The sequence below is a fragment of the Xanthomonas sp. BRIP62411 genome, from assembly GCF_003993525.1.
Taxonomy (GTDB): domain Bacteria; phylum Pseudomonadota; class Gammaproteobacteria; order Xanthomonadales; family Xanthomonadaceae; genus Xanthomonas; species Xanthomonas euroxanthea.
Window position 1 is genome coordinate 215,072 of sequence record NZ_QEZI01000018.1, and the last position, 26,167, is coordinate 241,238.

Annotated in this window: 28 protein-coding genes, 2 tRNA genes and 1 other RNA gene; 9 read left to right on the forward strand and 22 right to left on the reverse strand. The window is 67.5% G+C overall.

The annotated features are described in order from the left end of the window. Positions 1 to 76: 76 nt before the first annotated feature. From acpP to EO139_RS15700, 7 genes are all read right to left on the reverse strand, one after another. Positions 77 to 316 (reverse strand): acyl carrier protein, encoded by a 240-nt coding sequence (acpP, locus tag EO139_RS15670; RefSeq protein ID WP_002814322.1) that lies wholly within the window; start codon positions 314 to 316, stop codon positions 77 to 79. A gap of 156 nt (positions 317 to 472) precedes the next feature. Beyond that, positions 473 to 1,216 carry a 3-oxoacyl-ACP reductase FabG gene (gene fabG / locus EO139_RS15675; RefSeq protein WP_047130408.1) on the reverse strand — a complete coding sequence of 248 codons (744 nt, stop codon included), beginning with the start codon at positions 1,214 to 1,216 and terminating at the stop codon, positions 473 to 475. A gap of 82 nt (positions 1,217 to 1,298) precedes the next feature. Beyond that, entirely contained in the window at positions 1,299 to 2,243 is a 945-nt protein-coding gene (gene fabD, locus EO139_RS15680; RefSeq protein WP_119129158.1) for an ACP S-malonyltransferase, read from the reverse strand. Between the two features lie 103 nt (positions 2,244 to 2,346). After that, on the reverse strand, positions 2,347 to 3,129 hold the full coding sequence (locus EO139_RS15685) for a serine/threonine protein phosphatase (protein WP_126971410.1): 783 nt from the start codon (positions 3,127 to 3,129) through the stop codon (positions 2,347 to 2,349). A gap of 60 nt (positions 3,130 to 3,189) precedes the next feature. Next, entirely contained in the window at positions 3,190 to 4,167 is a 978-nt protein-coding gene (locus EO139_RS15690; protein ID WP_047130405.1) for a beta-ketoacyl-ACP synthase III, read from the reverse strand. A 90-nt stretch (positions 4,168 to 4,257) separates the two neighbouring features. After that, positions 4,258 to 4,452, reverse strand: a complete 195-nt coding sequence (rpmF, locus tag EO139_RS15695) for a 50S ribosomal protein L32 (RefSeq protein WP_003483870.1) — start codon at positions 4,450 to 4,452, stop codon at positions 4,258 to 4,260. A 97-nt stretch (positions 4,453 to 4,549) separates the two neighbouring features. Then, positions 4,550 to 5,059 (reverse strand): YceD family protein, encoded by a 510-nt coding sequence (locus tag EO139_RS15700; RefSeq protein ID WP_047130404.1) that lies wholly within the window; start codon positions 5,057 to 5,059, stop codon positions 4,550 to 4,552. 110 nt (positions 5,060 to 5,169) lie between these two features. On the opposite strand from EO139_RS15700, the gene EO139_RS15705 reads away from it, so the two are divergent. After that, positions 5,170 to 5,745, forward strand: a complete 576-nt coding sequence (locus EO139_RS15705; protein WP_126946032.1) for a Maf family nucleotide pyrophosphatase — start codon at positions 5,170 to 5,172, stop codon at positions 5,743 to 5,745. A 112-nt stretch (positions 5,746 to 5,857) separates the two neighbouring features. Here EO139_RS15705 and EO139_RS15710 read toward each other — a convergent pair whose 3' ends face one another. From EO139_RS15710 to EO139_RS15720, 3 genes are read right to left on the reverse strand one after another with little or no spacing between them, the layout of a single operon-like run. Further along, entirely contained in the window at positions 5,858 to 7,690 is a 1,833-nt protein-coding gene (locus tag EO139_RS15710) for a hypothetical protein (protein WP_180496896.1), read from the reverse strand. Then, a complete protein-coding gene (locus EO139_RS15715; RefSeq protein ID WP_164739880.1) occupies positions 7,690 to 8,685 on the reverse strand; it encodes a glycosyltransferase family 2 protein in 996 nt (331 codons plus the stop codon). The genes EO139_RS15710 and EO139_RS15715 overlap by 1 nt, the downstream gene beginning before the upstream one ends. A gap of 8 nt (positions 8,686 to 8,693) precedes the next feature. Further along, complete coding sequence (locus EO139_RS15720) at positions 8,694 to 10,535, reverse strand: glycosyltransferase family 39 protein (RefSeq protein ID WP_164739881.1); 1,842 nt, start codon at positions 10,533 to 10,535, stop codon at positions 8,694 to 8,696. A 36-nt stretch (positions 10,536 to 10,571) separates the two neighbouring features. Here EO139_RS15720 and EO139_RS15725 point away from each other — a divergent pair, with 36 nt between their 5' ends. Genes EO139_RS15725 through EO139_RS15740 form a run of 4 tightly spaced genes read left to right on the forward strand, consistent with a single transcriptional unit; the run spans position 10,572 to position 14,962 of the window. Beyond that, the gene (locus tag EO139_RS15725; RefSeq protein WP_047130401.1) at positions 10,572 to 11,525 is read left to right on the forward strand and encodes a MoxR family ATPase; all 954 of its coding nucleotides are present in this window, start codon (positions 10,572 to 10,574) and stop codon (positions 11,523 to 11,525) included. A gap of 5 nt (positions 11,526 to 11,530) precedes the next feature. Beyond that, positions 11,531 to 12,487 carry a DUF58 domain-containing protein gene (locus EO139_RS15730; protein ID WP_126971416.1) on the forward strand — a complete coding sequence of 319 codons (957 nt, stop codon included), beginning with the start codon at positions 11,531 to 11,533 and terminating at the stop codon, positions 12,485 to 12,487. Further along, positions 12,480 to 14,432 carry a DUF3488 and transglutaminase-like domain-containing protein gene (locus tag EO139_RS15735; RefSeq protein WP_126971418.1) on the forward strand — a complete coding sequence of 651 codons (1,953 nt, stop codon included), beginning with the start codon at positions 12,480 to 12,482 and terminating at the stop codon, positions 14,430 to 14,432. Before EO139_RS15730 ends, EO139_RS15735 begins: the two co-directional genes overlap by 8 nt. Next, on the forward strand, positions 14,429 to 14,962 hold the full coding sequence (locus EO139_RS15740) for a Slp family lipoprotein (protein ID WP_024938444.1): 534 nt from the start codon (positions 14,429 to 14,431) through the stop codon (positions 14,960 to 14,962). Before EO139_RS15735 ends, EO139_RS15740 begins: the two co-directional genes overlap by 4 nt. A gap of 109 nt (positions 14,963 to 15,071) precedes the next feature. Here EO139_RS15740 and EO139_RS15745 read toward each other — a convergent pair whose 3' ends face one another. From EO139_RS15745 to dnaX, 4 genes are all read right to left on the reverse strand, one after another. Next, positions 15,072 to 15,422, reverse strand: coding sequence for a histidine triad nucleotide-binding protein (locus EO139_RS15745; RefSeq protein ID WP_104582323.1), 351 nt, complete (start codon positions 15,420 to 15,422; stop codon positions 15,072 to 15,074). 96 nt (positions 15,423 to 15,518) lie between these two features. Beyond that, positions 15,519 to 16,112, reverse strand: coding sequence for a recombination mediator RecR (recR, locus tag EO139_RS15750; protein WP_047130396.1), 594 nt, complete (start codon positions 16,110 to 16,112; stop codon positions 15,519 to 15,521). 97 nt (positions 16,113 to 16,209) lie between these two features. After that, entirely contained in the window at positions 16,210 to 16,530 is a 321-nt protein-coding gene (locus EO139_RS15755; protein WP_005913896.1) for a YbaB/EbfC family nucleoid-associated protein, read from the reverse strand. 6 nt (positions 16,531 to 16,536) lie between these two features. Then, positions 16,537 to 18,564 (reverse strand): DNA polymerase III subunit gamma/tau, encoded by a 2,028-nt coding sequence (dnaX, locus tag EO139_RS15760; RefSeq protein WP_104582322.1) that lies wholly within the window; start codon positions 18,562 to 18,564, stop codon positions 16,537 to 16,539. A 235-nt stretch (positions 18,565 to 18,799) separates the two neighbouring features. On the opposite strand from dnaX, the gene EO139_RS15765 reads away from it, so the two are divergent. Both EO139_RS15765 and ffs read left to right on the forward strand, forming a co-directional pair. Further along, positions 18,800 to 18,892 (forward strand) — tRNA-Ser (locus EO139_RS15765). Positions 18,893 to 18,960: 68 nt separating this feature from the next. After that, positions 18,961 to 19,057: signal recognition particle sRNA small type (gene ffs, locus EO139_RS15770), an RNA gene on the forward strand. A 47-nt stretch (positions 19,058 to 19,104) separates the two neighbouring features. Here ffs and EO139_RS15775 read toward each other — a convergent pair. From EO139_RS15775 to EO139_RS15800, 6 genes are all read right to left on the reverse strand, one after another. Beyond that, positions 19,105 to 19,554: a molybdenum cofactor biosynthesis protein MoaE gene (locus EO139_RS15775; protein ID WP_104582321.1), complete on the reverse strand. Its 450-nt coding sequence runs from the start codon at positions 19,552 to 19,554 to the stop codon at positions 19,105 to 19,107. Beyond that, positions 19,551 to 19,796: a MoaD/ThiS family protein gene (locus tag EO139_RS15780; RefSeq protein ID WP_104582320.1), complete on the reverse strand. Its 246-nt coding sequence runs from the start codon at positions 19,794 to 19,796 to the stop codon at positions 19,551 to 19,553. Before EO139_RS15780 ends, EO139_RS15775 begins: the two co-directional genes overlap by 4 nt. Next, positions 19,793 to 20,290: a cyclic pyranopterin monophosphate synthase MoaC gene (moaC, locus tag EO139_RS15785; protein ID WP_104582319.1), complete on the reverse strand. Its 498-nt coding sequence runs from the start codon at positions 20,288 to 20,290 to the stop codon at positions 19,793 to 19,795. Before moaC ends, EO139_RS15780 begins: the two co-directional genes overlap by 4 nt. A 75-nt stretch (positions 20,291 to 20,365) precedes the next feature. Continuing rightward, positions 20,366 to 21,397: a GTP 3',8-cyclase MoaA gene (gene moaA / locus EO139_RS15790; protein ID WP_104582318.1), complete on the reverse strand. Its 1,032-nt coding sequence runs from the start codon at positions 21,395 to 21,397 to the stop codon at positions 20,366 to 20,368. Then, entirely contained in the window at positions 21,397 to 22,146 is a 750-nt protein-coding gene (locus EO139_RS15795; protein ID WP_104582317.1) for an MBL fold metallo-hydrolase, read from the reverse strand. The genes moaA and EO139_RS15795 overlap by 1 nt, the downstream gene beginning before the upstream one ends. Beyond that, positions 22,146 to 22,895, reverse strand: a complete 750-nt coding sequence (locus EO139_RS15800) for a 3-deoxy-D-manno-octulosonic acid kinase (RefSeq protein ID WP_104582316.1) — start codon at positions 22,893 to 22,895, stop codon at positions 22,146 to 22,148. Before EO139_RS15800 ends, EO139_RS15795 begins: the two co-directional genes overlap by 1 nt. A gap of 20 nt (positions 22,896 to 22,915) precedes the next feature. On the opposite strand from EO139_RS15800, the gene EO139_RS15805 reads away from it, so the two are divergent. After that, entirely contained in the window at positions 22,916 to 23,965 is a 1,050-nt protein-coding gene (locus EO139_RS15805; RefSeq protein WP_126971420.1) for a glycosyltransferase family 9 protein, read from the forward strand. A 234-nt stretch (positions 23,966 to 24,199) separates the two neighbouring features. Here the strand turns inward: EO139_RS15805 and EO139_RS15810 are convergent, their stop codons facing one another. Beyond that, a complete protein-coding gene (locus EO139_RS15810) occupies positions 24,200 to 24,604 on the reverse strand; it encodes a DUF6165 family protein (protein WP_104582314.1) in 405 nt (134 codons plus the stop codon). A 256-nt stretch (positions 24,605 to 24,860) separates the two neighbouring features. Next, positions 24,861 to 24,951, reverse strand: a tRNA-Ser gene (locus tag EO139_RS15815). 198 nt (positions 24,952 to 25,149) lie between these two features. Here EO139_RS15815 and EO139_RS15820 point away from each other — a divergent pair. Continuing rightward, positions 25,150 to 25,854 carry a PP2C family serine/threonine-protein phosphatase gene (locus tag EO139_RS15820; protein WP_024938430.1) on the forward strand — a complete coding sequence of 235 codons (705 nt, stop codon included), beginning with the start codon at positions 25,150 to 25,152 and terminating at the stop codon, positions 25,852 to 25,854. Positions 25,855 to 26,167 lie beyond the last annotated feature (313 nt).

Genomic DNA, 26,167 nt, shown 5'->3' on the forward strand with positions numbered 1-26,167 from the left:
GGCCGCATCAGCGGCCCCATGGAATGTCTGACGCAGCAACGGCTTGACGCACGCCGCCGCAGTCAGGAACAACGCATCAGCTCTTGACGTGAGCCTTGACGTAGTCGATCGCCTGCTGGACCGAGGTGATCTTCTCAGCCTCTTCGTCCGGGATCTCGCACTCGAACTCTTCTTCCAGCGCCATCACCAGCTCGACGGTGTCCAGCGAGTCGGCACCCAGGTCATCGACGAACGATGCGCTGGTGGTGACTTCCTCTTCCTTGACGCCGAGTTGTTCGACGACGATTTTCTTGACGCGTTCTTCGATGGTGCTCATTGGGGATATCGCTCCAGATGGAGTAGTGGTGGTACGAAAAAAACGCCATCGCCGCTGCGATGGCCGCGTTGGATAGTGTAGTGGAAGCGACCGAGCCTTGCATTGCATCACAAGTCCCCGCCAATCAGCCACTTAGCGCCTCCCGGCGCCGCACGCTCACGGCATGTACATGCCGCCGTTGACGTGCAGGGTCTCACCGGTGATGTAGCCGGCACTCGGGCCGGCCAGGAACGCCACCGCGTTGGCGATGTCGTCCGGCTGGCCCAGGTGGCCGAGCGCGATCTGCTGCAGCAAGGCGGCCTTGGCCTCGTCCGGCAGCGCCTTGGTCATGTCGGTATCGATGAAGCCGGGCGCCACCACATTCACGGTGACCCCGCGCGAGCCGATCTCCTTGGCCAGCGACTTGGAAAACGCAATGATGCCGGCCTTGGCCGCGGCGTAGTTGGTCTGGCCGGGATTGCCGGTCACGCCCACCACCGAGGCGATGTTGACGATACGGCCCTTGCGCGCCTTCATCATGCCGCGCATCACCGCCTTGGAGGTGCGGAACACGCTGGTCAGATTGGTGTCGATGATCGCCTGCCAGTCGTCGTCCTTCATCCGCATCAACAGGTTGTCACGGGTGATGCCGGCGTTGTTGACCAGGATCGAGATCGCGCCGAACTCCTTGCCGATCGCATCGATCAGGCCATCGACCGCCGCAGCGTCGGTGACATCGAGCTCACGGCCGTGGCCGCCTTCGGCAGCCAGGCGCTCGCCGATCGCCGCAGCGCCGGAGGCCGAGGTCGCAGTGCCGATCACGGTGGCGCCCTGGGCGGCCAGCGTCGCGGCGATGGCCGCGCCGATCCCGCGACTGGCACCGGTGACGAGGGCGATCTCGCCCTGCAGAGGCTTGCTCATGAATGCTGTTCCTCGAGTGGGAAGCGCGCGACCGCAGCCGCGAGCGGTGAGGGCTGCCGGCAGGACCGGCAGGTGCGTCGAATCAGTGGGTCCACGCCTCGAGCGCGCCGGCATAATCGGCAGGCGTGGCCAGCGGACGGGCGTCCAGGCGCTTGTCGATACGCTTGATCAGCCCGCTCAGCACCTTGCCGGGGCCGCATTCGGCGATCCGGCTGATGCCCTGGGCGGCCAATGCCTGCACGCAGCCGGTCCATTGCACCGGCAGGTACAACTGCTCGGCCAGCGCCTGGCGAATCGCCTCGCTGCCGGTGTGCACGCGTGCATCGACGTTCTGCACCACCGGAATCTGCGGGGCGTGCCAGCTCAGGCCGGCCATCGCTTCGGCGAGCTGGTTGGCCGCATCGCGCATCAACGGGGTGTGCGAGGGCACGCTCACCGCCAGCTTGACCGCCTTGCGTACGCCGCGTTCGGCCAGCAAGGCCAGCGCGCGGTCCACCGCCGCCGCATCGCCACCGATCACGATCTGACCGGGCGAATTGAAATTGGCCGGCACCACCACCTGGCTGCCTGCCGCCTCGGCACAGACTTCCTGCACCAGCGCATCCTCGGCGCCCAGTACCGCCGCCATTGCGCCGACACCGGCCGGCGCGGCGGCCTGCATGAACTGGCCGCGCAGCCGGACCAGGTGCGCGCCGTCGTGCAGCGACAGCGCGCCGGCAGCGACCAGCGCGGTGTATTCGCCCAGGCTGTGCCCGGCCAGGACCGCCGGGCGCTGCCCGCGCTGCGCATTCCACAGCCGCCAGACCGCTACACCCGCAGCCAGCAGGGCCGGCTGAGTGTATTCGGTGCGGTTGAGCATCTCTTCCGGGCCGCCCTGGGACAGGGCCCACAGGTCGACGCCGGCGCCATCGGAGGCTTCGGCAAATGTTTCGCGGATCTGCGGGTGCAGTTCGGACAGTTCGGCCAGCATCCCTAAGGACTGCGAGCCCTGGCCGGGAAACACGAAGGCGAGAGTGGATTCGGTCACGCGTTGCTGCCTACAAAAATCGAGCCGGGATGATACGTGCGAAATCGTCCCGGCGTCTGTACTGCCGCGTATGCAAGCCCCGCCAGCGGGGCCGCCGGCACGCCTACAGCAAGGCGTTGAGCAGATCCATGTCGCCATCGGCCAGCCAGTCCACGCACATCACCAGCACCAGCAAGACGCCGAGCGAGGTTGCCGGGTGGATGGCCAGGATGGCACGCGCCAGCGCCCCGGCAGAGCGGCCCAGGCGGCCGGTGAGCTGCGCAAACCGCTGCAATCGCCCGGTCACCACATGCGCATGCGCCGCCACCGCCGGGCCGGCCGCATCGAAGGCGCACGTCATCAACCGCTGCAGCACCGCGCGGCGGCCGCGGTAGTACTTGGCCACCCCGTAGCCGAACACCAGCCAGTCGCGCGCCTGGGCCTGCGCCAGGTCCATCACTTCCAGCGGGTCTTCCTCGAAATCGATGAAGCCGACCGCCTGCCCGTCGAAGGTCATGTTGCGCGGAAGCGGTTGGCCGAAATAGGCGCCATCGCGATGGGCATCGGCAATGGCCGCCACCGCCAGCGCAATCAGCCGGTCGCGCTCGGGCGCATCGGCCTCGCGCAGGCAGCTGGCAAAGGAACGCCCGTTGTCGCTGAGCACCAGGGCCGCCTGTCCGCAACCGACCACGCGCGGCACATTGACCGCTTGCGCCTGCAGCTCGCCAAGCCGGCGTGCCTCCAGATCGCGCGCAGCATCGCCGCCACGGTGCGGCGGTGGACGCAAGGCATCCAGGCCCCAGCGGCGGGCAACGAAGTTGAGTGCTCCAAGCGAGACCGCGCGGCTGTGGCGGCGGTACTGCTTCAGCCAGACGCGCTGTCCGGCGATGACGATGGGTTCTGCCATGACGGGTCCGTCCCTGACGCTGTCAGGCAGCGCCGGCGGACGCGGCGCTGCCTACCGGACTCAGTAGCGCAGCAGCGCCGAGCCCCAGGTAAATCCGCCACCGAATGCTTCCAGCAGCAGCAATTGACCACGCTGCACGCGGCCGGACCGCACCGCTTCGTCCAGCGCCAGCGGCACCGAGGCCGAGGAGGTATTGCCGTGGCGGTCCACGGTGACGACCACCTGCTCCATCGGCAGATCCAGCCGCTTGGCGGTGGCCTCGATGATGCGCAGGTTGGCCTGATGCGGGATCAGCCAGTCCAGGTCGTGCTTGTCGTAGCCATTGGCGGCCAGGGCCTCGTCGACCACCGAATCCAGGGCCTTGACTGCGTACTTGAACACGTCGTTGCCCTTCATCAGCAACGCGCCGCCGCCGTTCTTGCCCTCGCCGAAGCCCACCGATACGCCAACCGGATCCCACAGCAGTTCCTTCTTGCTGCCGTCGGCATGCAGATGGGTGCTGAGGATGCCGGTTTCTTCGTCGGCCTTGAGCACGACCGCGCCAGCGCCGTCGCCGAACAGCACGCAGGTGGTGCGATCGGTCCAGTCGACGATGCGGGTCAGGGTTTCTGCGCCCACCACCAACACGGTCTTGGCATCGCCACTGCGCACGAACTTGTCGGCCACGCTGAGCGCATAGACAAAGCCCGAGCACGCCGCGTTGACGTCGAAGGCACCGCAGCCGACATTGCCCAGCCGCGCCTGCAGCAGGCAGGCAGTGGACGGGAAAATCAGGTCTGGGGTGGTGGTGCCGACAACGATCAAGTCGATCTCGTCGGCGGTCACGCCGGCCGCTTCCATCGCCTTCAGCGAGGCGAAATACGCCAGGTCGCTGGTGGTCTGGTCGTCGGCGACGATGTGACGCTCACGGATACCAGTGCGCGAGAAGATCCATTCATCGCTGGTGTCGACGATCTTGGACATGTCGTCGTTGGTCAACACCTTTTCGGGCAAATAGCTACCCGTGCCCGCGATTCTGGAATAGATCCGCTTGCTCATACTGTTCCCTGTTGCAAGAGCCGCGGTGATCGGCGGCTCCGGAAGAAGCGAGGGTCACCCGGCGGCGTCGAACGCGCCGGGTGCCACGAATCAATCTTCTTGGACGGCCGACGACTTGGTCGCAATCACCTTCTTGCCGCGGTAGTAACCGTCAGCGGTGATGTGGTGGCGCAGATGGATCTCGCCGCTGGTCGGATCGGTCGACAGCTGCTTGGCGGTCAGGGCATCGTGCGAACGACGCTGGCCGCGACGCGACGGGGTAACTCGGGATTTCTGCACAGCCATGGGATTGCTCCAACTTAAGTTCGATAACTTGTCTGTCGAGTCGAACTGGACGCTTCACGCCCGCGCCGACCTGTCTTTCCGCCCTTCACAGCGGCGGTTACTGTTTTTTGAACGCTGCCAGCGCCGCGAACGGACTGGCCTTGTCTTGCTCTTCCTGGGTCGGAACCCACTCGGCCTCGACGGCCTCGCTGCCCGGCGCCATCGGCACCACCGGGATCGACAGGACCAGCTCGTCCTCGACCAGGTCTGCAGCCCGCAGCATGCCATCTTCCGGCACCAGCAAGGCTTCGTACTCGGCCGGCAACGCCGCTTCGTCGGCTTCGTCACGGATCAAACCAAGACGCTGCCTGATTTGCACCGGATACAGAAAACGCTGCAGGCTGCGCTGGCAGGCCAGCGGAAGCTCGACATCGACACTGAGCTCGACGTAGGCGACCTTCAACAGGCTGTCCTGATCGAACTGGAGCGAGTAGACACACTCGCCCTCGGTATCGACCAGGCTGCCTTGCAGGCGGGTCATCGCAGAGAGCGGGATGCGGCCATCGAAGCGCCTGCGCGCTGCGACCATCCGCCAAGCATCCAGCATTTCGGGTACGTTCGCGGACATAAGCCGCAGAATGTTAAAGATCCGCCGACGCCCTGTCAAATGCCCCTATTCACGCACATGGCGCGGCGCCAAGGCTGGCAGACTTCCCTACCCGTCCGACGCAGCGCCCCATGATGCCACGCCTGATTCTTGCCTCCACCTCAGTCTATCGGCGCGAGCTGCTTGGCCGGCTGCGACTGGACTTCACCACCGCCCGGCCGGAGGTCGACGAGCAGGCGCACCCCGGGGAGGCCCCGGACGTGCTGGCCAGCCGGCTGGCCGCGGAAAAGGCGGCGGCGGTGGCCGCGCAGGCGCCCGACGCCTGGGTGATCGGTTCGGACCAGGTCGCCGATCTGGACGGCCAGGCCCTGGGCAAACCGGGCACGCTGGAGCGGGCCCATGCGCAGCTGACGGCGATGTCCGGCCACGTGGTGCGCTTCCATACGGCAGTGAGCCTGGTCGGCCCTGGCCGCACCACGCACGCGCTGGACCTGACCGAGGTGCAGCTGCGCCCGCTGACGCGCGCCGAAATCGATCGCTACCTGGCCGCCGAGCCCGCACTGGATTGCGCCGGCAGCTTCAAGTGCGAGGGCTTCGGCATCAGCCTGTTCGACGCCATTCGCTCGCAGGACCCCACCGCCTTGGTCGGCCTGCCGCTGATCGCGCTGGCGCGGCTGCTAAGGCAGGCGGGGTTCGAGATTCCGTAGGAGTTGCATTGCGGCCGAGCGTGGAGGCCGCACACGGAAAGATCGGGCAGCAGCAAAAATCCCGAGTCCCCAGTCCCGGCATCCATGCAAGCGGATTCGGCCGCATACGGCCTTAATCGGGCCGAGCCAGCGGGCAGAACTGATACGGATAGTCGGCCTGCCCCACATGCGAGGACAGCGTGCGGCAGCGCGCAGGGTCCAGCGTCAGCCCGTACGCGGCCAGGCGCTGCTGCGCGGCCTCGCGCACGGCACGGTCTGCAGCGGCGATGTCCGCCGCCCTGCCCTTGGCAATGTTGAGTACGCAGCGGCCCGGCTGAGATGCATCCAGCTCGGCGCGCAGGCCGCGCGCGATCAACCAGCGCAGGTGCGTGCATTGCGGTTGCACGCTCCACCCCAGCTGCTGCGCCCAGCGATTCATCCGGTCGACCCGCAGTTGCTGCTTGTCGCGCGCCGCGCCCAACATGGCGTATAGCTGCGGCCGCTCGGCAATCAGCGTGCGCACGCGCTGCCGGTACTGGTCGGTCTCGGCGATATTCGTCGCCACACCGATATACCGCGCCTGCCGCGGAAGCAGCGGCACCCGCCAGGATTGCGGCTCGTCGCCGACCAGCAACACCGTGGAGGCGGCAGGTTCGCCCATCGCCGGTTGCTGCACCTGGAAGCTGTCGCGGGCCCAGGCTTCATGCCCCCAATCTTTCCACCCGACCACCGCGACCAGGGCGCATAGCCCGATCAACCAGGCCGCCTTGCGATCGGCGCGTGTGGCGAATGCGTGCCGACACACGATCCAGAGCACCAAGGGCGCAAGCAGCTCCAGCACCACCAGATAGCGATGAATGCTGAAAATGGCCTGCCACAGCGCGTAAGCAACGCTGAAGAACATCAGCAGGACCATGGCCGAGCGATCCAGCCCAACCTGCCGTACGGGCCGGCGCAGCACGCCGCGTCCTGCAGCGACCAGCGTCACCGCATACAGCACCGCCCAACCGGCTTGCACCAGACCGAGATCACCGATCCGCTGCGGCTTGAAGGTAAACAGCAGCGGCCAGATCAGCTGCTCGCCGAGATTACGCGGCAACCACCGCACATCGGCGATCGACACCGGCTGCGCCAGCGGCGATTTGAAGACTCCGTTGAACTGCGGAAACAGCGGATTGCCCAGGTGTTGCCAGACCTGCCAATACCAGGGCCCGGCTATCAGCACCAACACCAGCACCGCAACGCCGGCCAGCACGCCGAGGCCCAGCACGCGCGAGCGCATCCGCTCGCCATCGCAAAGGACCGCCGGCACCAACGCCAACGCGTAGAGCGCATTGGTGAGCTTGAGCGAGACGGCCAGACCCATCAGTGCGCCAGCGATGGCCCATCGATGCACAGCGTGCGCACCGTGCCGCGCACGCGCTTGCGCTGACAACACCAGCGCCAACGCTGCCAGCACAGGGATCGCACTGGCGGTATCGCCCATGGTGCCGCCAAGTTCGGACAGAAACACCGCGCTGCACATGCCGGCCACTGCTAGCAGCGGCGCCCACTGCGCGCGCCGCGCTTGCCCGGCCAGTACGCGCCATGCCACTGCCGCCACCGGAACGAACACCAGCGCATGCAAGCCGCCCAGCAGCAGCCCGACCACCGGCCCGGGAAGCTGCAGCATCAGCCAGGCATGCAGGGCATCGAGCAATGGGCTGAAGTAACTCTGCATCTGCGCCGACGCCAGATCCACGCCCAGCCGATCATGTGCCCAGGCATCGCCAATATAGAGGTGGTAGTTGCGCAGGTCCCAGTTGGCGTCCTGGCCCAGCCCAAGCGAGAGCAGCGCACCCAGCAGCACGACCGCCGTCACCGCTGCGGCGATCTGGCGTGGCGAATGAAAGCCGAACTGGCGATCGGCCCAACCCAACAGCCGCTGTCGCCGGCCCACCGGTGTCGATGTCGCGATGGCTGCCATCAGCGGGCAGCTACAGGCGCACGCGGCGCCACGAGAATGGCGACGCCCGGCTCGGCCAGATACGCCAGATGCTTGGCCTCGACGCGTCCGCGCGTGACCGTGTCCAGGATCAGCCCGCACGCCAGCAGCAGGAAACCCAGCAGCATCAGCGCCACGCACAGGATCGCCGTGGGGAACCGCGGCACCAGTCCGGTCTGGAAATAAGTCTCGAACAACGGAATCGCCAGCACGATCGACAACGTGGCGCTAAGCACAAAGCCGATGGAGAAGAACAACAACGGCCGCTCGGCCTTGAACAGCTTGGCGATGGTGGTGAGGATGCGCCAGCCGTCGCGCCAGGTGTTCAACTTGCTTTGCGAGCCTTCCGGGCGCACGCCGTAGGCGGTTTCGACCTCGGCCACCGGCATGCGCAACTGCAATGCGTGCACGGCCAGTTCGGTTTCGGTTTCGAATCCGTGCGCATGCGCAGCGAAGGATTTGACGTAGCGCCGGGAGAACACGCGATAGCCGGACAGCATGTCGTCGAAGCTGCGACCGAACAGCAGCCCCGCGCAACGCGTCAGCAACACGTTGCCGACGCGATGACCGGGCCGATACGCGGCCTGCTGCTGATCGCGCCGCGCCCCGACCACCATGTCCAGGCGCTCGTCGATCAGCTTGCGCACCAGCACCGGTGCGGCAGCCGCATCGTACGTCGCATCGCCATCGACCAGCACGTAGATGTCGGCCTCCACATCGGCGAAGCCACGCCGCACCACATTGCCCTTGCCCTGCAATGCCACGCGATTGACCTGCGCGCCCGCCGCCGCCGCGACTGTCGCGGTGGCATCGCTGGAATTGTTGTCCAGCACATGGATCGCCGCGGCCGGCAAGGCAGCAGCAAACGCGCCGACCACCGAGGCGACCGTGGCCGCCTCGTTATGGCAGGGCACCAGCACGGCGATTCGGATCCCGGGCACAGGCACGGGAGGGACAACAGTCATGGCATCGGTCATTGCGTGATCTAAGGTGTGGAAATGGTAATGGGCTGTTCCCACCAGTCCTCGACGCTGCCGTCGTGGCCGTGCAGGCGCAGTCCCAGCCAATGCGTGCCCGGCGGCAGCGCATGCGTGTCGAAGGTGGCGCTGAAACCGACATTGGGATGCTGCGGGTCGGTGGAGATCTTCCAGTACGGGCGCACATCCAGCAGCGTGCCGTACTCGGCCTGCGCGACCGGACGCCCGTCCAGCAGCAGCTCCACGTTCGACAGGCCGACGCCGTCCTTGAATGCCCAGCCACGCACCTGCACCTGCCCGGACACGTGCACGTCCGGCAGCGGCGTATCGATCCAGGCCATCGCCGGGGCGATGCACGGCCCGGGCCGGCGCTGCGCCGGCAGCGCGAACAGCAGGAAGCGCTGGTAGCCGTGATCGGTGGACACCACGGTGGGCGGCGGCAGCGGCCCGACCATGTCGCAGATGGCGTGATAGCGCTTCAGCAGGTCGCGATAACGCTGATCGCTGGGCGAGAGCACCAGCAGCCGCGGCCCGTTGCGCGTGCCGTCACTGAGCAGCCCCCATTGCAACAACTGCGCGCTGCGCCCGTGCTTGTCGTTCAACTCTGCACGCAGCACCTCGACATTGGCATCGTGCAACTGGAAGCCCAGCTCGGCACCGACCTTGAAATTTTCCGCCAGCACGCGCGTACCCGGCGGCATCTGCGCCAGCCGGGTCTTGACCGCGCGCGCCAGGTCCTGCCACCCGGCGAAGTTGCGCGGATAGTATTTTTCGCCGGCCGCATGCGCGCGAAGCGACGGCACCGACACCGCCAGGTAGTAGCCATACGCCCCCAGGGTGCCGAGCAGCGCGATCACCCAGACTGCGCGACGCAGCGTATGCGGCCAACGCATCAGGATCACCGGCACCGCAACCAGCAAGGCCAGGTAGCCCGGCAGCGGCCAGTGGAAACTGATCCGCTCGGCATCGCTGAAGAAACCGAGCACGAAGATCGCCACCGTCGAAATCCCGCCCAGCAGGCCGAAATAGCGCCATTGCGCCCGCGAACCACCGCCGGCGCGCGTGCCGGCCAGACCGACCTTGAGCATCGCCCAGGCCAGCGGCGGTGTCACCAGCACTGCCTGTATCAGCAAGAACCACAGCCCGGTGACCTGGAAACGCCACGGATGCCGGTCGACCAGCTGGAAGCGCAGTCCGGCCTCGTCGTGCTCTGTATTCCAGAACAGCAGCGGCAGCCAGCTCACCGCGCCCACCGTCAGCGCCATCCAGATGCGCGGGTCGCGCATGACCGCGCGCCCCTGCGGGATGCACAGCAGCGCGATGCAGCCCACCCCGATCACCCCGGCAAAACGGTAGTGACTGAGCGCGCCGATCACCAGGCCGATGGCGAGCTCGAGCGCACTGGTGGCATCGACCTCGCGCAGCAGCCGCGCACCGGCATCCATGCACAGCACCGCCGCCAGCGCCATCGGCACATCCGGCACCGCCAGGATGCCCAGCGTGGCCGACAGCGGCATCAGCAAGGTCAGGCTGCCGGCCTGCCAGCCCAGCGTGGAGCCGAACCAGCGCGTGGCGATATGCGCGATCAACCAGGGAATCAGCGCGGAAATGGCCAGAAACGGCAGGCGCAGGGCCAGCAGGTGATGCCCGCCCAGTTCCACGCCCAGCCGCGTCAGCCAGGCCGTCATGCCCGGCAGATCCGAATACGCGGCGGCCAGATGCTGGCCTTCCTGCCAGTAGAACGCCTCGTCGACGAACAGCGGCAGCCGCGCGGCGATCAACAGCTTGACGGCCGTCGCCAGTGTCCACAGGATCACGAAGGTGCGATGTGCGCGTTGGTCCCCCTGCATTGCCCTATGCACTCTTCTTCCACCTACGGAATTGTGATGTCGATACCGCCGCGTTCCACGGAAATGCTAACCGATGCGCTGCGCCAATCGCTGCGGCGCGCACAAGACCAGGTCAATTCGCTGCTGTTGGGCAAGGCGCAGGAAGTGCGTCTGGCGTTCGTGGCGCTGCTGTCCGGCGGCCATCTGCTGATCGAGGATCTGCCCGGCCTGGGCAAGACCACCCTCGCCCACGCGATGGCCTCCAGCCTGGGGCTGGGCTTCCAGCGCGTGCAGTTCACCTCCGACCTGCTGCCGGCAGACGTACTGGGCGTGTCGGTCTACGACGCCGCCTCACGCCAGTTCCAGTTCCATCCGGGCCCGGTGTTCACCAACGTGCTGCTGGCCGATGAAATCAATCGCGCCCCGCCACGCACGCAAAGCTCGCTGCTGGAGGCCATGGCCGAACAGCAGGTCACGCTCGATGGCGTCACCCATGCGTTGCCGGAGCCGTTCTTCGTGATCGCCACGCAGAACCCGGTTGATCTGTCCGGCACCTTCCCGCTGCCGGATTCGCAACTGGATCGCTTCCTGCTGCGGCTCAGCCTGGGCTATCCCAGCGCCGATGCCGAGCGCGCGCTGCTGTCGGGCGTGGACCGGCGCGAATTGATCGCCCAGGCGGCGCCGCAGCTCAGCGACACCGACGTGGTGGCGCTGCGCACGGTGGTGGGCCAGATCCATACCAGTGATGCACTGATCGGCTATGTGCAGGCCTTGCTGCTGCGCAGCCGCCAGCACGCCGGGGTGCGCGTGGGGCTGTCGCCGCGTGCCGGCATCGCGCTGCTGCGTGCGGCCAAGGCCTATGCGCTGCTGCTCGGGCGTGAGCACGTGCTGCCGGAAGACGTGCAGGCGCTGTTCGTGGCCGTGGCCGGGCACCGGCTGGTGCCGGAGGCCGAATCCTCGTCGGGGCCAGCGCTGGCCAAGGCGCTGCTGCACAGCGTGCCGGTGGACTGATCCCGGTGCGTGCGCACGTGCGCGGCATCGGCCGCCGACTCAGCCTGCTGGCGCGCCCGCGGGGCGCGGAGGCCTTGCCGATCGTGCTGGACCGGCGGCGCATCTACGTGCTGCCGACGCGCTTCGGGCTGTTCGTCACCGCCTTGCTGCTGGCAATGCTGCTGGGCGCGTTGAACTACAACAACAACCCGGCCCTGCTGCTGGCCCTGTTGCTGGCCACCGCCGGGATTGCCAGCAGCATCATGGCGCACCTGCAGCTGTCGGCGCTGCGCATCGAGGCGGTCTCGGCCGAACCGGTGGTCGCCGGCGAGCCATTGCGCATGCGGGTGTCGCTGGCACGTCGCGACACCCGCGCACGGCGTGGGCTGCGCCTGGATCATCTGGACAGCAGCGGCTTCTGTGCGTTGCTCGCGCACGACATGGCCGAGGTCGACCTGCTGGTGCCCACCGAACGGCGCGGCTGGCAGGACATCGAACGCATCCGCCTGTCCAGCACCCAGCCACTGGGGCTGGTGCGCGCCTGGTCATGGGTCTGGCCGGAAACGCCACTGCTGGCCTATCCCAGGCCCGAAGAACAGGGGCCGGCATTGCCCGAGGGCGCCGGTTCGCCCAACCAGACCCGCCTGCACCCGCAAGGCGAGGAGTTGCACCAGCTGCGCCCGTATCGCGCCGGCGATGCGCCACGCACGATTTCCTGGAAGCACTCGGCGCGCCGCGACAGCCTGCTGGTGCGCGAGTACGAGCAACCCCTGGGCATCGAAGTCACGCTGGACTGGCGCACGCTCAACGCGCTGCCGTACGAGCGCCGCATTGCGCGGCTGGCGCGCTGGGTCAACCTGGCCGAACGCGACGGGCGGCGCTACCGCCTGCTGCTGCCGGGCCAGCCGCCGCTGGGGCCCGCACAAGGCAGCTCCCACCACCACCTGTGTCTGCGCGCCCTGGCCCTGCTTCCCCATGACTGAGCCGTCCGTCCCGATCACCCAGGCCAGCCGCGGCTGGGTGCTGGTCACCAGCTGGCTGGCACTGGCGCCATTGCTGCTGCAGCTGCCTGGCCTGCTCGCCGGCACCATTGCCGCGGCCGCCGTGCTGGTCGGCGTGCTGAGCTGGCGCGCCACCCTGACGGCACCGGTGCGGGTGTTGCTGGTGGTGGCGATGCTGGGCGCGGTGTACTGGCAGATCGGCATGCGCTTCGGCCGCGACACCGGTTGCGCGGTACTGGCGTCGATGCTGGCGATCAAGGCCTCCGAGCTGCGCACCCTGCGCGATGCGCGCAGCCTGCTCGGCTTTGCGTTGTTCGCCCCGTTCGCGGCGTTTCTGCTCGACCAGGGGCCGGCGACGATGGGGCTGGCACTGCTGGCGGTGGTGAGCGCACTGCTGAGCATGCAACGGCTGGCCGACGAGGAACACCGCACCGCCACGCCTGGGCTGCGGCTGCAATTGCGCGGCATCGGCAAGCTGGTCGCCATCGGTGTGCCGCTGGCGCTGGCCACGTTCTGGCTGCTGCCGCGCCTGAGCTCCCCGCTGTGGGGCGTGCCCGAGCGCGCGCTGTCGCGGCCCGGCCTGTCGGACACCATGTCGCCGGGTGAATGGATCGACCTGATGGCCGACGACAGCCCGGCGCTGCGCGTGCAGTTCACCGGCACGGCGCCACCGCCGCAACAACGCTACTGGCGCGGGCCGGTGATGTGGGACTTCGACGGCCGCACCTGGCAGCGCGCGCGCTGGACCGGTCGCAGCCAACCCGCGCCAGTCACCGCCGGGCCGCGGAGCTACCGCTATCGCCTGGATTACGAGCCCACCGACCGTCGCCAACTGGTGTCGCTGGACCTGCCCACGCAGGCGGTGGCCAATGCCGATCTGTCGCCCGACTACGAACTGTTCGCACGGCGGCCATTGAGTGCACTGACCCGCTGGGAGCTGCAGTCGGCACCACCGGCCCGCTTCGACACCGACCTGCCCGACCCGCTGCGCAAGCGCGCGCTCGCGCTGCCGCCGGGTTTCAATCCACGCACGCTCACGCTGGCACGGCAATGGCGCAGCGAGGCCGGCAGCAACGACGATGCCGTGGTGCAGCGGGCGCTGCAGTGGATCACCCGCGAGTTCGCCTACACCCTGGACACCCCGCTGCTCGGCCGCAACAGCGTGGATGAATTCCTGTTCCAGCAGAAGGCCGGTTTCTGCGAGCACTTCAGCTCTTCGTTCGTGGTGCTGATGCGCGCGGCCGGCATCCCGGCGCGCGTGGTCACCGGCTATGCCGGCGGCACCTACAACGGCTTCGGCAATTACTGGGTGGTGCGGCGCATGGATGCGCATGCCTGGACCGAGGTCTGGCTGGCCGGGCGCGGCTGGGTGCGGGTGGACCCCACCGCTGCAGTGGCACCGGAACGCATCTACGACACGCTGGAAGACCGCGTGCAGGTCGGGGCGGGCAACAATTTCGCCCAGCTCGGCATGTGGGCCAGCCTCGGTCAGGTCAGCGACCTGCTGCGCCGGGGCTGGAACGACCTGGTGCTGTCCTTCGATGCGGACCGCCAGCAACGGCTGTTGCAGCCGTTCGGCATCGATCGCCTGGACACCTCGCAACTGGCCGCCATCTTCGGCATCTTCGCGGTCAGCGCACTTGCATGGATGGGCTGGCTGCTGGCGCGCGGCGAGCGTGAGCGCGACCCGCTACTGCGCGCCTGGCATCGCCTGGGCCGCCGCTACGGCAAGCTCGGCCTGGCCCGCGAACCGCACGAACCGGCCATCGCCTGGGCGCAGCGTGTCGCCCGTTCACACCCGAATCCGGCATTGTTGGCGCTCAGCCAACGTTTCGCTGCCGCGCGCTACGCTGGCGCTGATTCGGACAGCGCCTCACTCCTCAAAGATCTGCAGCAGCATCGCCCGCGAACCGGAGCTTCCTCATGAGTACCCGCTTTCTCCTTCCCATTGTCGCCGTGCTCGGGCTCGCCGCCTGTGCCACCGCGCCCAAGCCGCTGCAGGGGCAGTTCCCTACGGTCAGTCCGAGCGATTCCACCGCCAGCGCCCAGGTCGGCACGTCGGTGCGCTGGGGCGGCAAGATCATCCAGACCAAACCCGGCCAGGGCCAGACCTGCTTCGAGCTGATCTCGCGCCCGCTCAATGCCAGCGGCCGCCCGGACCGCAATGCGGTGGACGCCAGCGATGGTCGCTTCCTGGCGTGCCGTTCGGGCTTCTACGATCCGGCCGTGTTCGAGCCGGGCCGCGAAGTGACCTTCATCGGCAAGATCGAAGGGTATGAAACCACCAAGATCGGCGAGTACGACTACAAGCTGCCCAAGGTCAATGCCGACGTGGTCTATCTGTGGCCGGTCGTGCGCGAAGTGGACGTGGTGCCGGCCTACCCGTACGGCCCGTGGGGCGACCCGTGGGGTCCGCGCTGGGGCGGTGGCTGGGGCTGGGGCCGCGGCTGGTGGTAACCGGCTGCTGAGTCAGTGACACGCAAAAACGCCGCTCCCAGGGAGCGGCGTTTTTGCGTGTGCGTCTCGGCTGCTCGAACAGGCGCATGCGCTCGCTCGCGCAACGAGGTCAGGGCGTGCCGAAACGTCCCAGCGGCGCACCGGCCAGCAGATGCAGGTGGATATGGAACACGGTCTGGCCGGCATGCTCGCGACAGTTCATCACGATGCGATAGCCGTCCTGCGCCAGTCCCTGCGCGCGGGCATATGACGCTGCGGCGAGTGCGAGCTTGCCCACCAGCACCGCCTGCTCGGGCGGCACATCGTCCAGCGTGGGAATGGCGTGCTGTTTGGGAATGAACAGCACATGCACCGGCGCCTGCGGTGCGATGTCCTGAAAGCCCAGCACCTCCTCGTCTTCATAGACGATGCTGGCCGGGATTTCGCGACGAATGATCTTGCCGAAGATGGTGTCGGACATGGTGGGAATGGGGAATGGGGAATCGCAAGAGCTTACCGCGTGCGCTACTGTTTTCGCTTTTCCAATTCCCGATTCCCCACTCCCGATTCCCGGCGCTCAAAGCACCTCACTGCGGGTGCCAAAGGCATGCGACAAGGTGCCGCGATCCACGTATTCCAGCTCGCCCCCCAGCGGCATGCCCTGCGCGAGACGACTTGGACGCACCGCATGCTGGCGGGCCAGCTGCGCCAGGTAATGCGCGGTCGCCTCGCCTTCCACGGTGGCATTGGTGGCGATGATCATTTCGGTGACTTCACCGGCAGCCAGACGCTCGCCGAGCCGGTCCAGCCCCAGCTCGCGCGGGCCGATGCCGTCCAGCGGCGACAGCCGGCCCTGCAGGATGAAGTACAGCCCGCGGTAGCCGGTGGCGTGTTCGATCGCCAGGCGATCGGCCGGCGATTCCACCACGCACAGCTGCTGCCGGTCGCGACTGCTGCTGGCACAGATCGCGCAGATCTCCGACTCGGTGAAGTCGCGGCATTGCACACAATGGCCGACCTTCTCCACCGCATTGGCCAACGCGGCAGCCAGCCGACGCCCACCCTCGCGCTCGCGTTCGAGCACGTGGTAGGCCATGCGCTGCGCCGATTTCTGGCCCACACCCGGCAACACCCGGAAGGCCTCGATCAGTTGTTCGAGAAGAGAGGACATTGGGTTGGGAATCGGGAATCGGGATTGGGGAATCGCAAAAGCCAAAGACAATCTCGCTCTTACGATTCCCGATTCCCCACTCCCGATTCCCCGCCTCTCAGAACGGCAACTTCATGCCCGGCGGCAGCTGCATGCCGGCGGTGGCCGAGCCCATGCGGTCCTTGGACTCGGCGTCGATCTTGTTGGAGGCGTCGTTGAAGGCGGCGGCGATCAGGTCCTCGGCCATTTCCTGGTCGGAGAGGATGCTCGGGTCGATGCGGACCTTGCGGCACTCCTTGGCGCCGGTCAGGGTCACGCTGACCATACCGCCGCCGGCGGTGCCGGTGACTTCCAGCTTGGCCAGTTCTTCCTGGGCGCGCTGCAGGTTTTCCTGCATCTTCTGCGCCTGCTGCATCAATTGGGCAATGTTCCCACGCATGTGTCGTTACTCGTCGTAAGGGCGGATGGAATCGGGGACGACCCGCGCGCCTTGCTGCTGGATCAGCTGCTGCACATTCGGGTCGTTCATGAATGCTGTTTCGGCCGCGCTCTGGCGCTCGCCTTTCTGGCGATTGGCCCGCTCGTGCAGGGTCTCGACATCGGCGTTGCCGGTTTCGATGACGATGCGCGGCGTGTTTCCCAACTCGGGCGCGAGTGCCTGCGCAAGGTTGGCGATGGAACGCTCGGAATTGAGGTATTCGAAGCCCGGCGCCAGCGCCAGACGCAGTAGGCCGTCGCGATGGCCGAGGAAGGCGGCATTGGCAGCGAGCTGTCGCGAGGGACCGTTCAGGCCACTGCGGGTAACCAGCTCCAGCCACTGCTCGGCGTCGGCGATGCGGCCGTCGTCGAGCAGGACCGACGGCTCGGTTGCCGGCGCCGGCACGGAGGGCGCAGCTGCCGGTGGCATCTGCAGCACCGGCGCTGCAGGTGCTGGAGCCACGGCGGCGGCAGGAACTGCCACGGCAGCGTCGGGCGCAACCGCAGCGGGCAATGCCGTATCGGCTGGCACGGGTGGCGCCATTGCCGCTTCCGGCGCGGGCGCACGCGCCGCTGCGGGGACGGGGGCAGCGTTGGCGCGCACCGGGGCATCGTCCATTGCCCAAGGCGGCGTGTCGTCGCTGCGCGCGGGAGCTGTGGATGGACGGCTGTCGGTCGCTGCTTCCACAGCGGGCAATACCACGACGGGGGCTGGCGCAGCAGTGGCCGGGGCCGGTGCGACGACCGCAGCCACGGCAGCAGGTACGGCTTCCTTCAACCCTGCCGGCTGTCCCACGGCTGCAGGCGCAGGCGCGGCTGCCACCGGTGCGGCGGCCTGCACGCCAGTTGCCGCAGAACGCGCGTGACCGCCGGCATTGGCACCACGTCCATCGTCACTGCCGCCAGCCGGCACCGCCGCCGCAGGGCGGAAGGCCAGCATGCGCAGCACCGCCATCTCGAACCCGGCGCGCGGACTCGGCGCCAGATACAGATCGCGGCGGCCGTTGAGCGCCATCTGGTACCACAGCTGCACCACTTCCGGACGCAGCTGCGCGGCATAGGCGGTCGGGTCGATGCCATCGCCGACAAAGGCCACCGACGGCACCAACTGCTGCACCTGGATGCGGTGCAAGGCCTCGGCCAGCGCCTCCAGCACGCCGCTCCAGTCGGGCGAGAATTCGGCCAGCGCCGCAACCACCTGCATCAGGCGCGCGCCATCGCCATCGGCCAGCGACTGCAGCATCGCCCCGACCTGGGTGCGATCGACCGTGCCGAGCATGGTGCGTACCACCTCCTCGCGCAGTGCGCCGCCGGCATAGGCAATGGCCTGGTCGAGCAGCGACAGGCCATCGCGCAGCGAGCCGTCGGCGGCCTTGGACAGCTGCACGATCGCCGACGGATCCGACTCGATCTGCTCGGCGGCCAGGATCCGGGTCATCTGGCCCTGGATCTGGTCCTCGTCCAGCCGCTTGAGGTTGAACTGCAGGCAGCGCGACAGCACGGTCACCGGCAGCTTCTGCGGATCGGTGGTGGCCAGCAGGAACTTCACGTGCTCCGGCGGCTCTTCCAGCGTCTTCAGCAGCGCATTGAACGCCGCCTTGGAGAGCATGTGCACTTCGTCGATCAGATAGACCTTGAACTTGCCGCGCGAGGGCATGTACTGCGCGTTCTCGATCACCTCGCGCACATCGTCCACGCCGGTGTTGGACGCGGCGTCGATTTCCAGCAGGTCGATATAGCGGCCGGCGTCGATATCCAGACAGGCCGGGCACTGACCGCACGGATCGGCACTGGTGCCGGTCTCGCAGTTCAGCGATTTGGCGAAAATGCGCGCAATCGTGGTCTTGCCCACGCCGCGGGTGCCGGTGAACAAGAACGCGTGGTGCACCCGCCCACTGTCGAGCGCGTTACTGAGCGCGCGGACCACGTGTTCCTGGCCTACGAGTTCGGCAAAACGCTTCGGGCGCCACTTGCGGGCGAGAACGAGATAAGACATCGGGCAACCAGCTTCCTCTGAACCGATATTGTGCCACGGCGCGTCAAGTGGGTCGTTCAGCGGCCGTCGTGCCCGCCGCCTCCCGGACCGGCGGACCTCCGCAGCAGGGTCGGTGACCGGCCAGACAGCCGCGCTGGCAGCGTCGTGCCGACCCGGCGGATCACTTACCTTGTTAATGGCGCCCGCGGCGGCTAGAATCCCGCTCCTGCCGACGACCCAGTCGCATGGCAGGTACGGAGAGGTGTCCGAGTGGTTGAAGGAGCACGCCTGGAAAGTGTGTAAGCGTCTAAACCGCGCTTCGGGGGTTCGAATCCCCCTCTCTCCGCCAGTTTCATGATCCTGCAACGCGGTTGCATGATCCAGGGCCGCGCCAGTGGCCCACGTCTTATGGTGGCCCCGTCGGTCCCTCGCGACGCTAGATCGAAAATCCCGCCAGGGCCGGAAGGCAGCAACGGTATCGATTGATGCGGGCGCCGAGGTCAACCGGCGGGGACACCACCCTAACTCCCTGGGTCCCCGCAGCGCTTGAGTTGCGAGCGTCTACTGCGCCTGCGATTCCGGATGCAGCCAGCCCGCGTCGCCTTCAAGATAATGCTCGTGCTTCCAGATCGGCACGCGCGCCTTGACCTCGTCGATGATGAAGCGGCAGGCATCGAATGCGGCGCCGCGATGCGCCGCGCTGACCCCGACCCACACCGCCATGTCGCCGATGCGCAACTCGCCCACGCGGTGCACGCAGTAGGCGTTGACGATGGCAAACCGGTGCATCGCCTCGTCGAGCACGCGCTGGCCTTCGGCCTGGGCAAGTGCGGCATAGGCTTCGTAGCGCAGCCCGGCCACGCTGCGGCCTTCATTGTGATTGCGTACCCAGCCTTCGAAACTGGCGAACGCGCCGGCGTGCGGGTGCTCCAGCGCGGCGCGCAAGCTGTCGACCGGCAATGGCACATCGGACAGCGCGAAGAGGGCGGTTGTCTGCTCGCTCATGCTCAACCTCCCGACACCGGCGGAATAAATACGATTTCACTGCCATCGCGCACGCCATCCTCCCAGCGCGCGAATGCGCCATCCACCGCCACGCGCAGCTGCGCCGGCGTCCAGCGCAGGCCGTGACGCGTCTCGAGTTCGGCATACAGCGCGCGCAGGTCCTGCGCCGCTGATTGCACCTGCTCGCTGGCAATGCCCGCCGCCTCACGCAGGCTGGCGAAATACAGCACCGTCACCGTGGCGCTCATTGTCTTGCTCCGATATCGCGCTTGCCGCCGCGCTTGGACACCAACTTGGTCGGGCCGATGCTCATGCTGTGCGACAACGCCTTGCACATGTCATAGACCGTCAAGGCCGCCACGCTGGCACCGGTGAGCGCTTCCATTTCCACGCCGGTGCGATGCACGCAACGCACTGTGCAATGGATGTCCAGCACCTGCTCGCCCTCCCAGTCGATCTCGAAGCGGCACGCGTCGATCGGCAATGGATGGCAGAACGGAATCAACTCGTGGGTGCGCTTGACCGCCATGGTGCCGGCGATCACCGCCGTTTCGACGATGCCGCCCTTGGCGCTGCGCAAGCCATTGGCGCGCAGCTGCGCGGCGACAGCGGCCGGAAAACGCACCCGGCTCTGGGCGGTGGCGCTGCGCGCGGTGACCGCCTTGTCCGAGACATCCACCATCGTGGGCAGTCCGGAAGCGTCCAGGTGGGTCAGGCGTGCGGAACGGGAGTTTGCGGGCATGGGAAACGACACGATGACAGGCGCTCAGGATGCGGCATTCTCGGTGAACGCGGCGCCTCGATAGAACCGCATTCCCTACCCGCCGATCAAAAACATTTCGACCGGCTTGCCGCGCCGTGGCGTCGATGCACGCACTTCGCTGTAGCGATCGCCACGCACGCTCCAGCGCGCGCGCAGATGCTCGGACAGTCCATGCTCGCCCTCGGCCAAGGCCGGCTTGAGGTCATGTCCCTGGCTGGCGAACAGGCAGGTATACAACTGCCCATCGGCCGACACGCGTGCACGCTGGCAATCGCCGCAGAATGGCACGCTGACCGAACTGACAAAACCCACCTCGCCCGCGCCATCGGCAAATGCATGCCGCTGCGCCACTTCGCCGGTGTAATTGGCATCCAGCGGCACCAGCGGCCAGCGCGCGTGGATACGCGCGTGCAGTTGCGCGGAGGTCACCACCGCATCGGCCGTCCAGCCATTGCAGCTGCCCACATCCATGAACTCGATGAAGCGCAGCACGTGGCCGCTGCCACGGAAGTGCTCCACCAGGGGCAGCACCTGATCTTCGTTGACGCCGCGCTGCACCACGCAGTTGATCTTCAGGCGCTGGAAGCCGGCCTGCTCGGCGGCGGCGATGCCGGCCAGCACCTGCGCAATCTCGCCGCGGTTGCCACTCATGCGCCTGAACAGCTCCGGCTCCAGGGCGTCCATGCTCACGGTGATGCGGCGCAGCCCGGCCTGGCGCAGCGCCACCGCCTGCCGCGCGAGCAAGGTGCCATTGGTGGTGAGCGCCAGATCCTCGATGCCCTCGATGGTGGTCAGGCGCGCAATCAGGGTGGGCAGATCGCGGCGCAACAGCGGCTCGCCGCCGGTCAGGCGCACCTTGGTGACCCCGACCGCGACGAAGGCACGCACCAGCGTTTCCAGCTGGTCGAAACTCAGGCGCTGCTGCGCATCGAAGCCGTAATCGTCGGGCACGCGGTCGGCCGGCATGCAGTAGCCGCAACGGAAGTTGCACGCCTCGATGACCGACAGGCGCAGATCGCGCAGTGGCCTGCCGTAGCGGTCCTGCATCGGCGCGGCGGTCAGGTTCGGCAACAGCAAGGCCGCCATCAGGGCACCATGGCGGCAGTCGGCTCCGCCAGCGGCAGATGTTGGCCGGGCACGGCCACGCGATGGCCGCGTGCGCGCAGCACGTCGCCGTCGGCGTCACTGGCGTAGTGGTACAGCAGCATGCGGCTCAACAGGTCCTGCGGGTATTCCCGCTCCAAATCATCCACCCCAGTATGCGACGGGTTGCCGTGAACGCCGCAGTCATGCGCGATGAGCTCGCTGTCATCAGCGTAGCGGGCCAGGATCTCCGGGATCGGCCGGGTGTCGCCGCTCCAGACCAGGGCCCCCTTCAGCCGCAGCCCGTAGGCGGTCTCCGGCCAATGGTGGCGCGCCGGGAACACCTCCAGCCGCACCCCGTCGTGCCAGAACGCCTCGCCGACCGGTACCAGCTGGAACGCGTCCCAGAAGTTCGCACCGCCCTCGGCCAGCACGTTCGGGTAGTCGGCGATCCGCCGCTGCAGCAACGGCACCACCGGCGCCGGCACGTACAGGCGTGTGCGCCCGCGGCGTTGGGAGAAATAGCTGTCCACGAACAGCCGTTCCAGCCCGCCCACGTGGTCCAGATGCACGTGGGTGATGAACACCGCCTGCGGCAGATGACCATAATGGGCCTGATAAGCGGTGAGCCCTTCGCTGCCGCAGTCGATGGTCAGCCACGGCGCGCCGGCGCGCTCGATGGTGGCCATCGGCGAACCAAGCGCGACCGCCGACGCATTGCCGACCCCCTGCACACGCAACGCCCAGTTCATCAGTAGCCCCGGCCCCAGGCCAGTTCGTAAGCGCGATGCAGGCGCTCGTAATCCTTGTCGACCTCTTCGCGGCTGCGGCTGCCGCGCAACTTCAGCAGCGAGCGGTGCAGGCGCTTGAGATTGCGTTCGCGCCAGCGCGTGGCCGGAATCCGCAACACACCACGGTCGAAATCGATCAGCCAGCCATGCCCGCCGGCATCGAACAGGATGTTGTGCGCGTTGAGGTCGGCATGATCCAGGCCGGCACGATGAAAGCGCGCAATCAGCCGCCCGGTCTCTTCCCACGGCGCACCGCGCCCGGCCACCTGCGCGTGATCAGCAAGCGAACGTACGTTCTCCAGGCGTTCCATCAACAAGGCAGCGCGATAGCTCAGCCCTTCGCGCAGGTAGCAGGCCGCCAACGGACGCGGCACCGGCAACTTGCGCTGGACCAGTTCGCGCATCAGCCGGAATTCGGCAAAGCTGCGCGTGCGTCCCGCTCCCTTCCACAGATAGTGATCGCGACTCACGCGCGCGGCCATGCCGCCGCGCAGGTACTGCCGCAACACGCTACGACCGAACGGCGCATCCACGAACCAGGCCCCACCCCGCCCGCCTTCGTCGACCGGCCGTGCCCTGTCACCCCAGCGTTGCGGCGAAAACAGCCCGGCATCGGCTTGCCGCAGCCGTTCGCGGTCGAACAGAATGGCGCCGTAGCCGCGGCCTTCGCGGTACGGCGTCAGCGCTTCAGTGGCGTCGAAAGCAACCATCCATCGAGTCTAACAACACCATGGCTTCTACGCCCGCTTCGTTATGCCTGCTGCGCCTGTCCGCCCTGGGTGACGTCACCCATGTGGTGCCGCTGGTGCGCACCTTGCAGGCGGGATTTCCGGCAAGCCAGCTGCATTGGATCATCGACAAGGCCGGGTTGAAATTGCTCGACGGCCTGCCCGGCGTGCAGTTCCACGCCTACGACAAGCGCACCGGCGTGGCCGGCATGCGCGCGCTACGCCAGTCGCTGGCGCCATTGGGCCGCTTCGATGCGCTGCTGCAGATGCAGGTGGCCTTCCGCGCCAACGTGCTGTCGGCCTTCGTGCCGGCGCAACGACGGATCGGCTATGACCGCAGCCGTTCCAAGGACCTGCACGGCCTGTTCGTCAACGAGCGCATCGCCGACCGCCCCGGCATCCACGTGCTCGACGCCATCGGCAGCTTCGCCCAGCCGCTCGGCCTGACCCAGCGCCAGGTGCGCTGGGATCTGCCGGTTCCCGACGAGGACCATCACTGGGCACGCGCACAATGGGACGACGACGGCCGCCCGGTGCTGATGATTTCGCCGTGCTCAAGCCACGCACGCCGCAACTGGTATCCCGACCGGCATGCCGCGCTGGCCGACCATGCCGCAGCCCAGGGCTGGCGGGTCGTGCTGTGCGGTGGCCGCAGTGAGCTGGAACGCAGCACCGCCGATGCCATCGTCGCGGCCACGCGCGCGCCGGTGCTGGACCTGGTCGGCAAGGACACGCTCAAGCAACTCCCCGCCCTGCTCGCCCGCGCCGATCTGGTGGTCACCCCCGATTCCGGGCCGATGCACATCGCAAACGCGATGGGCACCAAGGTGCTGGGCCTGCATGCGGCCAGCAATCCACTGCGCAGCGGCCCGTATTCGGACGTGCGCTATTGCGTGGACCGGTACGACGCGGCCGCCCGCAAGTACCTGGGCAAGCCGGCCGACCAGCTGAAATGGGGCACCAAGATCGAGTTCGACGAGGTGATGGCCCTGATCACCGTGGACGATGCGATCGCCGCATTCGAGCGTTATCGTGGTGATCATCCGCGCTGAAGGCCGGCGGCGGATCGTCGCCGGAACGGGGAGTCAATCGCTGCCGGACGGTCCGCGCCGCGGCCCGTTTGCCCGGAACAGCCGGCAAACAACGGCGAAACCCCGACCCGGCACGCGCGGCAACCAATCATTGCGGTACCCGATGACGTACACCCTGGCGGCACGCCAGGGTGCGCGGCTCACGGACCGGCCGCCGTCATGCCTCCGGTCACGCAGGCCCGCGATCAGCGGCCATCAGGCACCGGTGGCGCGATAGTCCTGGTACGACTTCTCTTCCACATACGACGAACCCAGCGCCAGGTTGATCTCTTTCTTGATGCGCGCGCGCTCGTCGTTTTCGATATAGACGCTGCGCGCCAGCTGTACGAAGCCGTCGTCGAAGCTCTGCGCCTGCTCCTTGAGCCGGATGTCGTCCTCGATCACCCATAGCCGCTCGTTGACGGCCTTGAGCGCGGCACGCAGGCGCACGATGTCGTGGCCGGCGGCCGGATGCGCCATCCAGCTGGTCTCCAGCGCGGACAGCTCGCTGCGCACATTGGCCAGCTTGGCGGGGTCGCGCATGCGCTCGGACTTGATCTGCAGGATCGCGATCTTGTCGAGCAGCTCGCCAAAGGACACGGGTACCAGGATCTCGGACATGACAGGCCTCCAACGGATATCGGGCGATTGTAGCCAGCGCAGCAGCGCGCGGCGGCGACACATAAACAAAAGCCCCCTTGCGGGGGCTGATGCGAATCTGGCGGAGAGGGGGGGATTCACTCGGCACTGCGTGCCTTCGCCCTGCGGGCGGCTTCGCCGTGCAGACAGCGATGCTGTCTGTCGAACCCGGGGCTTCTCACCCCCCAATGACGCCGGCGAAACGCACGCGGCACTGGCACAACTGCTCGCCTCAATCTGGCGGAGAGGGGGGGATTCGAACCCCCGAGGCGCTATAAACGCCTGCCTGATTTCGAGTCAGGTACATTCAACCGCTCTGCCACCTCTCCAGATGGTCCCCAGTGTCCCGGGGCCGTGCATCATACGGGCACGGGCGCCAGGCCACAAGCGGCCCGGGCCGGCATCGCCGGCACGATCGCGGCTCCGGGCGTGAACCCGCCCTGCGGCATCGGCGATCGGCGTGTTGCTGCTGGCCGGCCGCCCCGCGATGATGGTCACGCACCTCCTCTCTTTGGCGACCCGCCCCCATGCTCGAATTCGGACACCTTACCCATGTCGGCCTGCGCCGTGACCTCAATGAGGACACGTACTACGGCGACAGCGAATTGGGGCTGTGGCTGGTGGCCGACGGCATGGGCGGGCACGCCTGCGGCGAAGTGGCCAGCGCGCTGGCGCGCGAAACCATCGTGCGCGAGGTGCGCGCCGGCACCCCGCTGGCGCAGGCGGTACGCATCGCCGACGAAGAGATCATCAAGACCTCGCGCCGCTGCAACGACACCTTGCCGATGGGCACCACGGTCGTCGCTGCGCGCGTACTCGGCCAGCGCTTCGAAGTGGCCTGGGTCGGCGACAGCCGTGCGTACCTGTGGCGCGACGGGCGGCTGGCGCAACTGAGCCAGGACCATAGCTATGTGCAGGAACTCATCGCCCAGGGCACCCTGACCAGCGAGCAGGCGCGTGCACATCCGCATCGCAACGTGGTGACCCAGGCGCTGGGCGTCACCGATCCGGTCCACCTCAATGTCGCCACCATGCAGGGCGAACTCAAATCCGGCATGCAGCTGCTGCTGTGCAGCGACGGCCTCACCGAAGAAGTCGACGACGCCGCGATCGCCGCAACCCTGTCGCAGGCCGATTGCAGCGCCCAGGAGTGTGTCGAGTGCCTGGTCGCCGCCGCGCTCGATGGCGGCGGCTCGGACAACATCACCGCGATATTGGTGCGCAGCTACTGAAAACGGCCAACGAAGCTTAGCGAGCGCTGGCAGGCGGTGAGCACGGGAGTTTCGTCGGCCGCACCTTGTGCAATGCAGACAAATGCCTGGTCGGTCTAGGGCGCGACGTCCTCACCGCCTGCGGGCCACGCCGTGAATCTAATCCCAAAAACTCCCTGGCGGCATCCATGCCGCCAAGGGTCCCGGAACCGCCGGGAGCACTGCACCAGAGCATGAGTGGGCTGCCTGGTCGAATACCCTGCACACCGACCATCTCGACCGGTCCTTGCCCGCCCACCGTCGCGGGACCTTACGCGGCATGGATGCCGCGTAA

Coding starts and splice junctions, on each gene's coding strand:
- acpP (WP_002814322.1), bottom strand. CDS start 316: ATGAGCACCATCGAAGAACGCGTCAAGAAAATCGTCGTCGAACAACTC.
- fabG (WP_047130408.1), bottom strand. CDS start 1,216: ATGAGCAAGCCTCTGCAGGGCGAGATCGCCCTCGTCACCGGTGCCAGT.
- EO139_RS15685 (WP_126971410.1), bottom strand. CDS start 3,129: ATGGCAGAACCCATCGTCATCGCCGGACAGCGCGTCTGGCTGAAGCAG.
- EO139_RS15690 (WP_047130405.1), bottom strand. CDS start 4,167: ATGAGCAAGCGGATCTATTCCAGAATCGCGGGCACGGGTAGCTATTTG.
- rpmF (WP_003483870.1), bottom strand. CDS start 4,452: ATGGCTGTGCAGAAATCCCGAGTTACCCCGTCGCGTCGCGGCCAGCGT.
- EO139_RS15700 (WP_047130404.1), bottom strand. CDS start 5,059: ATGTCCGCGAACGTACCCGAAATGCTGGATGCTTGGCGGATGGTCGCA.
- EO139_RS15705 (WP_126946032.1), top strand. CDS start 5,170: ATGATGCCACGCCTGATTCTTGCCTCCACCTCAGTCTATCGGCGCGAG.
- EO139_RS15710 (WP_180496896.1), bottom strand. CDS start 7,690: ATGGCAGCCATCGCGACATCGACACCGGTGGGCCGGCGACAGCGGCTG.
- EO139_RS15715 (WP_164739880.1), bottom strand. CDS start 8,685: ATGACCGATGCCATGACTGTTGTCCCTCCCGTGCCTGTGCCCGGGATC.
- EO139_RS15720 (WP_164739881.1), bottom strand. CDS start 10,535: ATGCAGGGGGACCAACGCGCACATCGCACCTTCGTGATCCTGTGGACA.
- EO139_RS15725 (WP_047130401.1), top strand. CDS start 10,572: ATGTCGATACCGCCGCGTTCCACGGAAATGCTAACCGATGCGCTGCGC.
- EO139_RS15735 (WP_126971418.1), top strand. CDS start 12,480: ATGACTGAGCCGTCCGTCCCGATCACCCAGGCCAGCCGCGGCTGGGTG.
- EO139_RS15740 (WP_024938444.1), top strand. CDS start 14,429: ATGAGTACCCGCTTTCTCCTTCCCATTGTCGCCGTGCTCGGGCTCGCC.
- EO139_RS15745 (WP_104582323.1), bottom strand. CDS start 15,422: ATGTCCGACACCATCTTCGGCAAGATCATTCGTCGCGAAATCCCGGCC.
- recR (WP_047130396.1), bottom strand. CDS start 16,112: ATGTCCTCTCTTCTCGAACAACTGATCGAGGCCTTCCGGGTGTTGCCG.
- EO139_RS15755 (WP_005913896.1), bottom strand. CDS start 16,530: ATGCGTGGGAACATTGCCCAATTGATGCAGCAGGCGCAGAAGATGCAG.
- dnaX (WP_104582322.1), bottom strand. CDS start 18,564: ATGTCTTATCTCGTTCTCGCCCGCAAGTGGCGCCCGAAGCGTTTTGCC.
- EO139_RS15780 (WP_104582320.1), bottom strand. CDS start 19,796: ATGAGCGCCACGGTGACGGTGCTGTATTTCGCCAGCCTGCGTGAGGCG.
- moaC (WP_104582319.1), bottom strand. CDS start 20,290: ATGCCCGCAAACTCCCGTTCCGCACGCCTGACCCACCTGGACGCTTCC.
- moaA (WP_104582318.1), bottom strand. CDS start 21,397: ATGGCGGCCTTGCTGTTGCCGAACCTGACCGCCGCGCCGATGCAGGAC.
- EO139_RS15795 (WP_104582317.1), bottom strand. CDS start 22,146: ATGAACTGGGCGTTGCGTGTGCAGGGGGTCGGCAATGCGTCGGCGGTC.
- EO139_RS15800 (WP_104582316.1), bottom strand. CDS start 22,895: ATGGTTGCTTTCGACGCCACTGAAGCGCTGACGCCGTACCGCGAAGGC.
- EO139_RS15805 (WP_126971420.1), top strand. CDS start 22,916: ATGGCTTCTACGCCCGCTTCGTTATGCCTGCTGCGCCTGTCCGCCCTG.
- EO139_RS15810 (WP_104582314.1), bottom strand. CDS start 24,604: ATGTCCGAGATCCTGGTACCCGTGTCCTTTGGCGAGCTGCTCGACAAG.
- EO139_RS15820 (WP_024938430.1), top strand. CDS start 25,150: ATGCTCGAATTCGGACACCTTACCCATGTCGGCCTGCGCCGTGACCTC.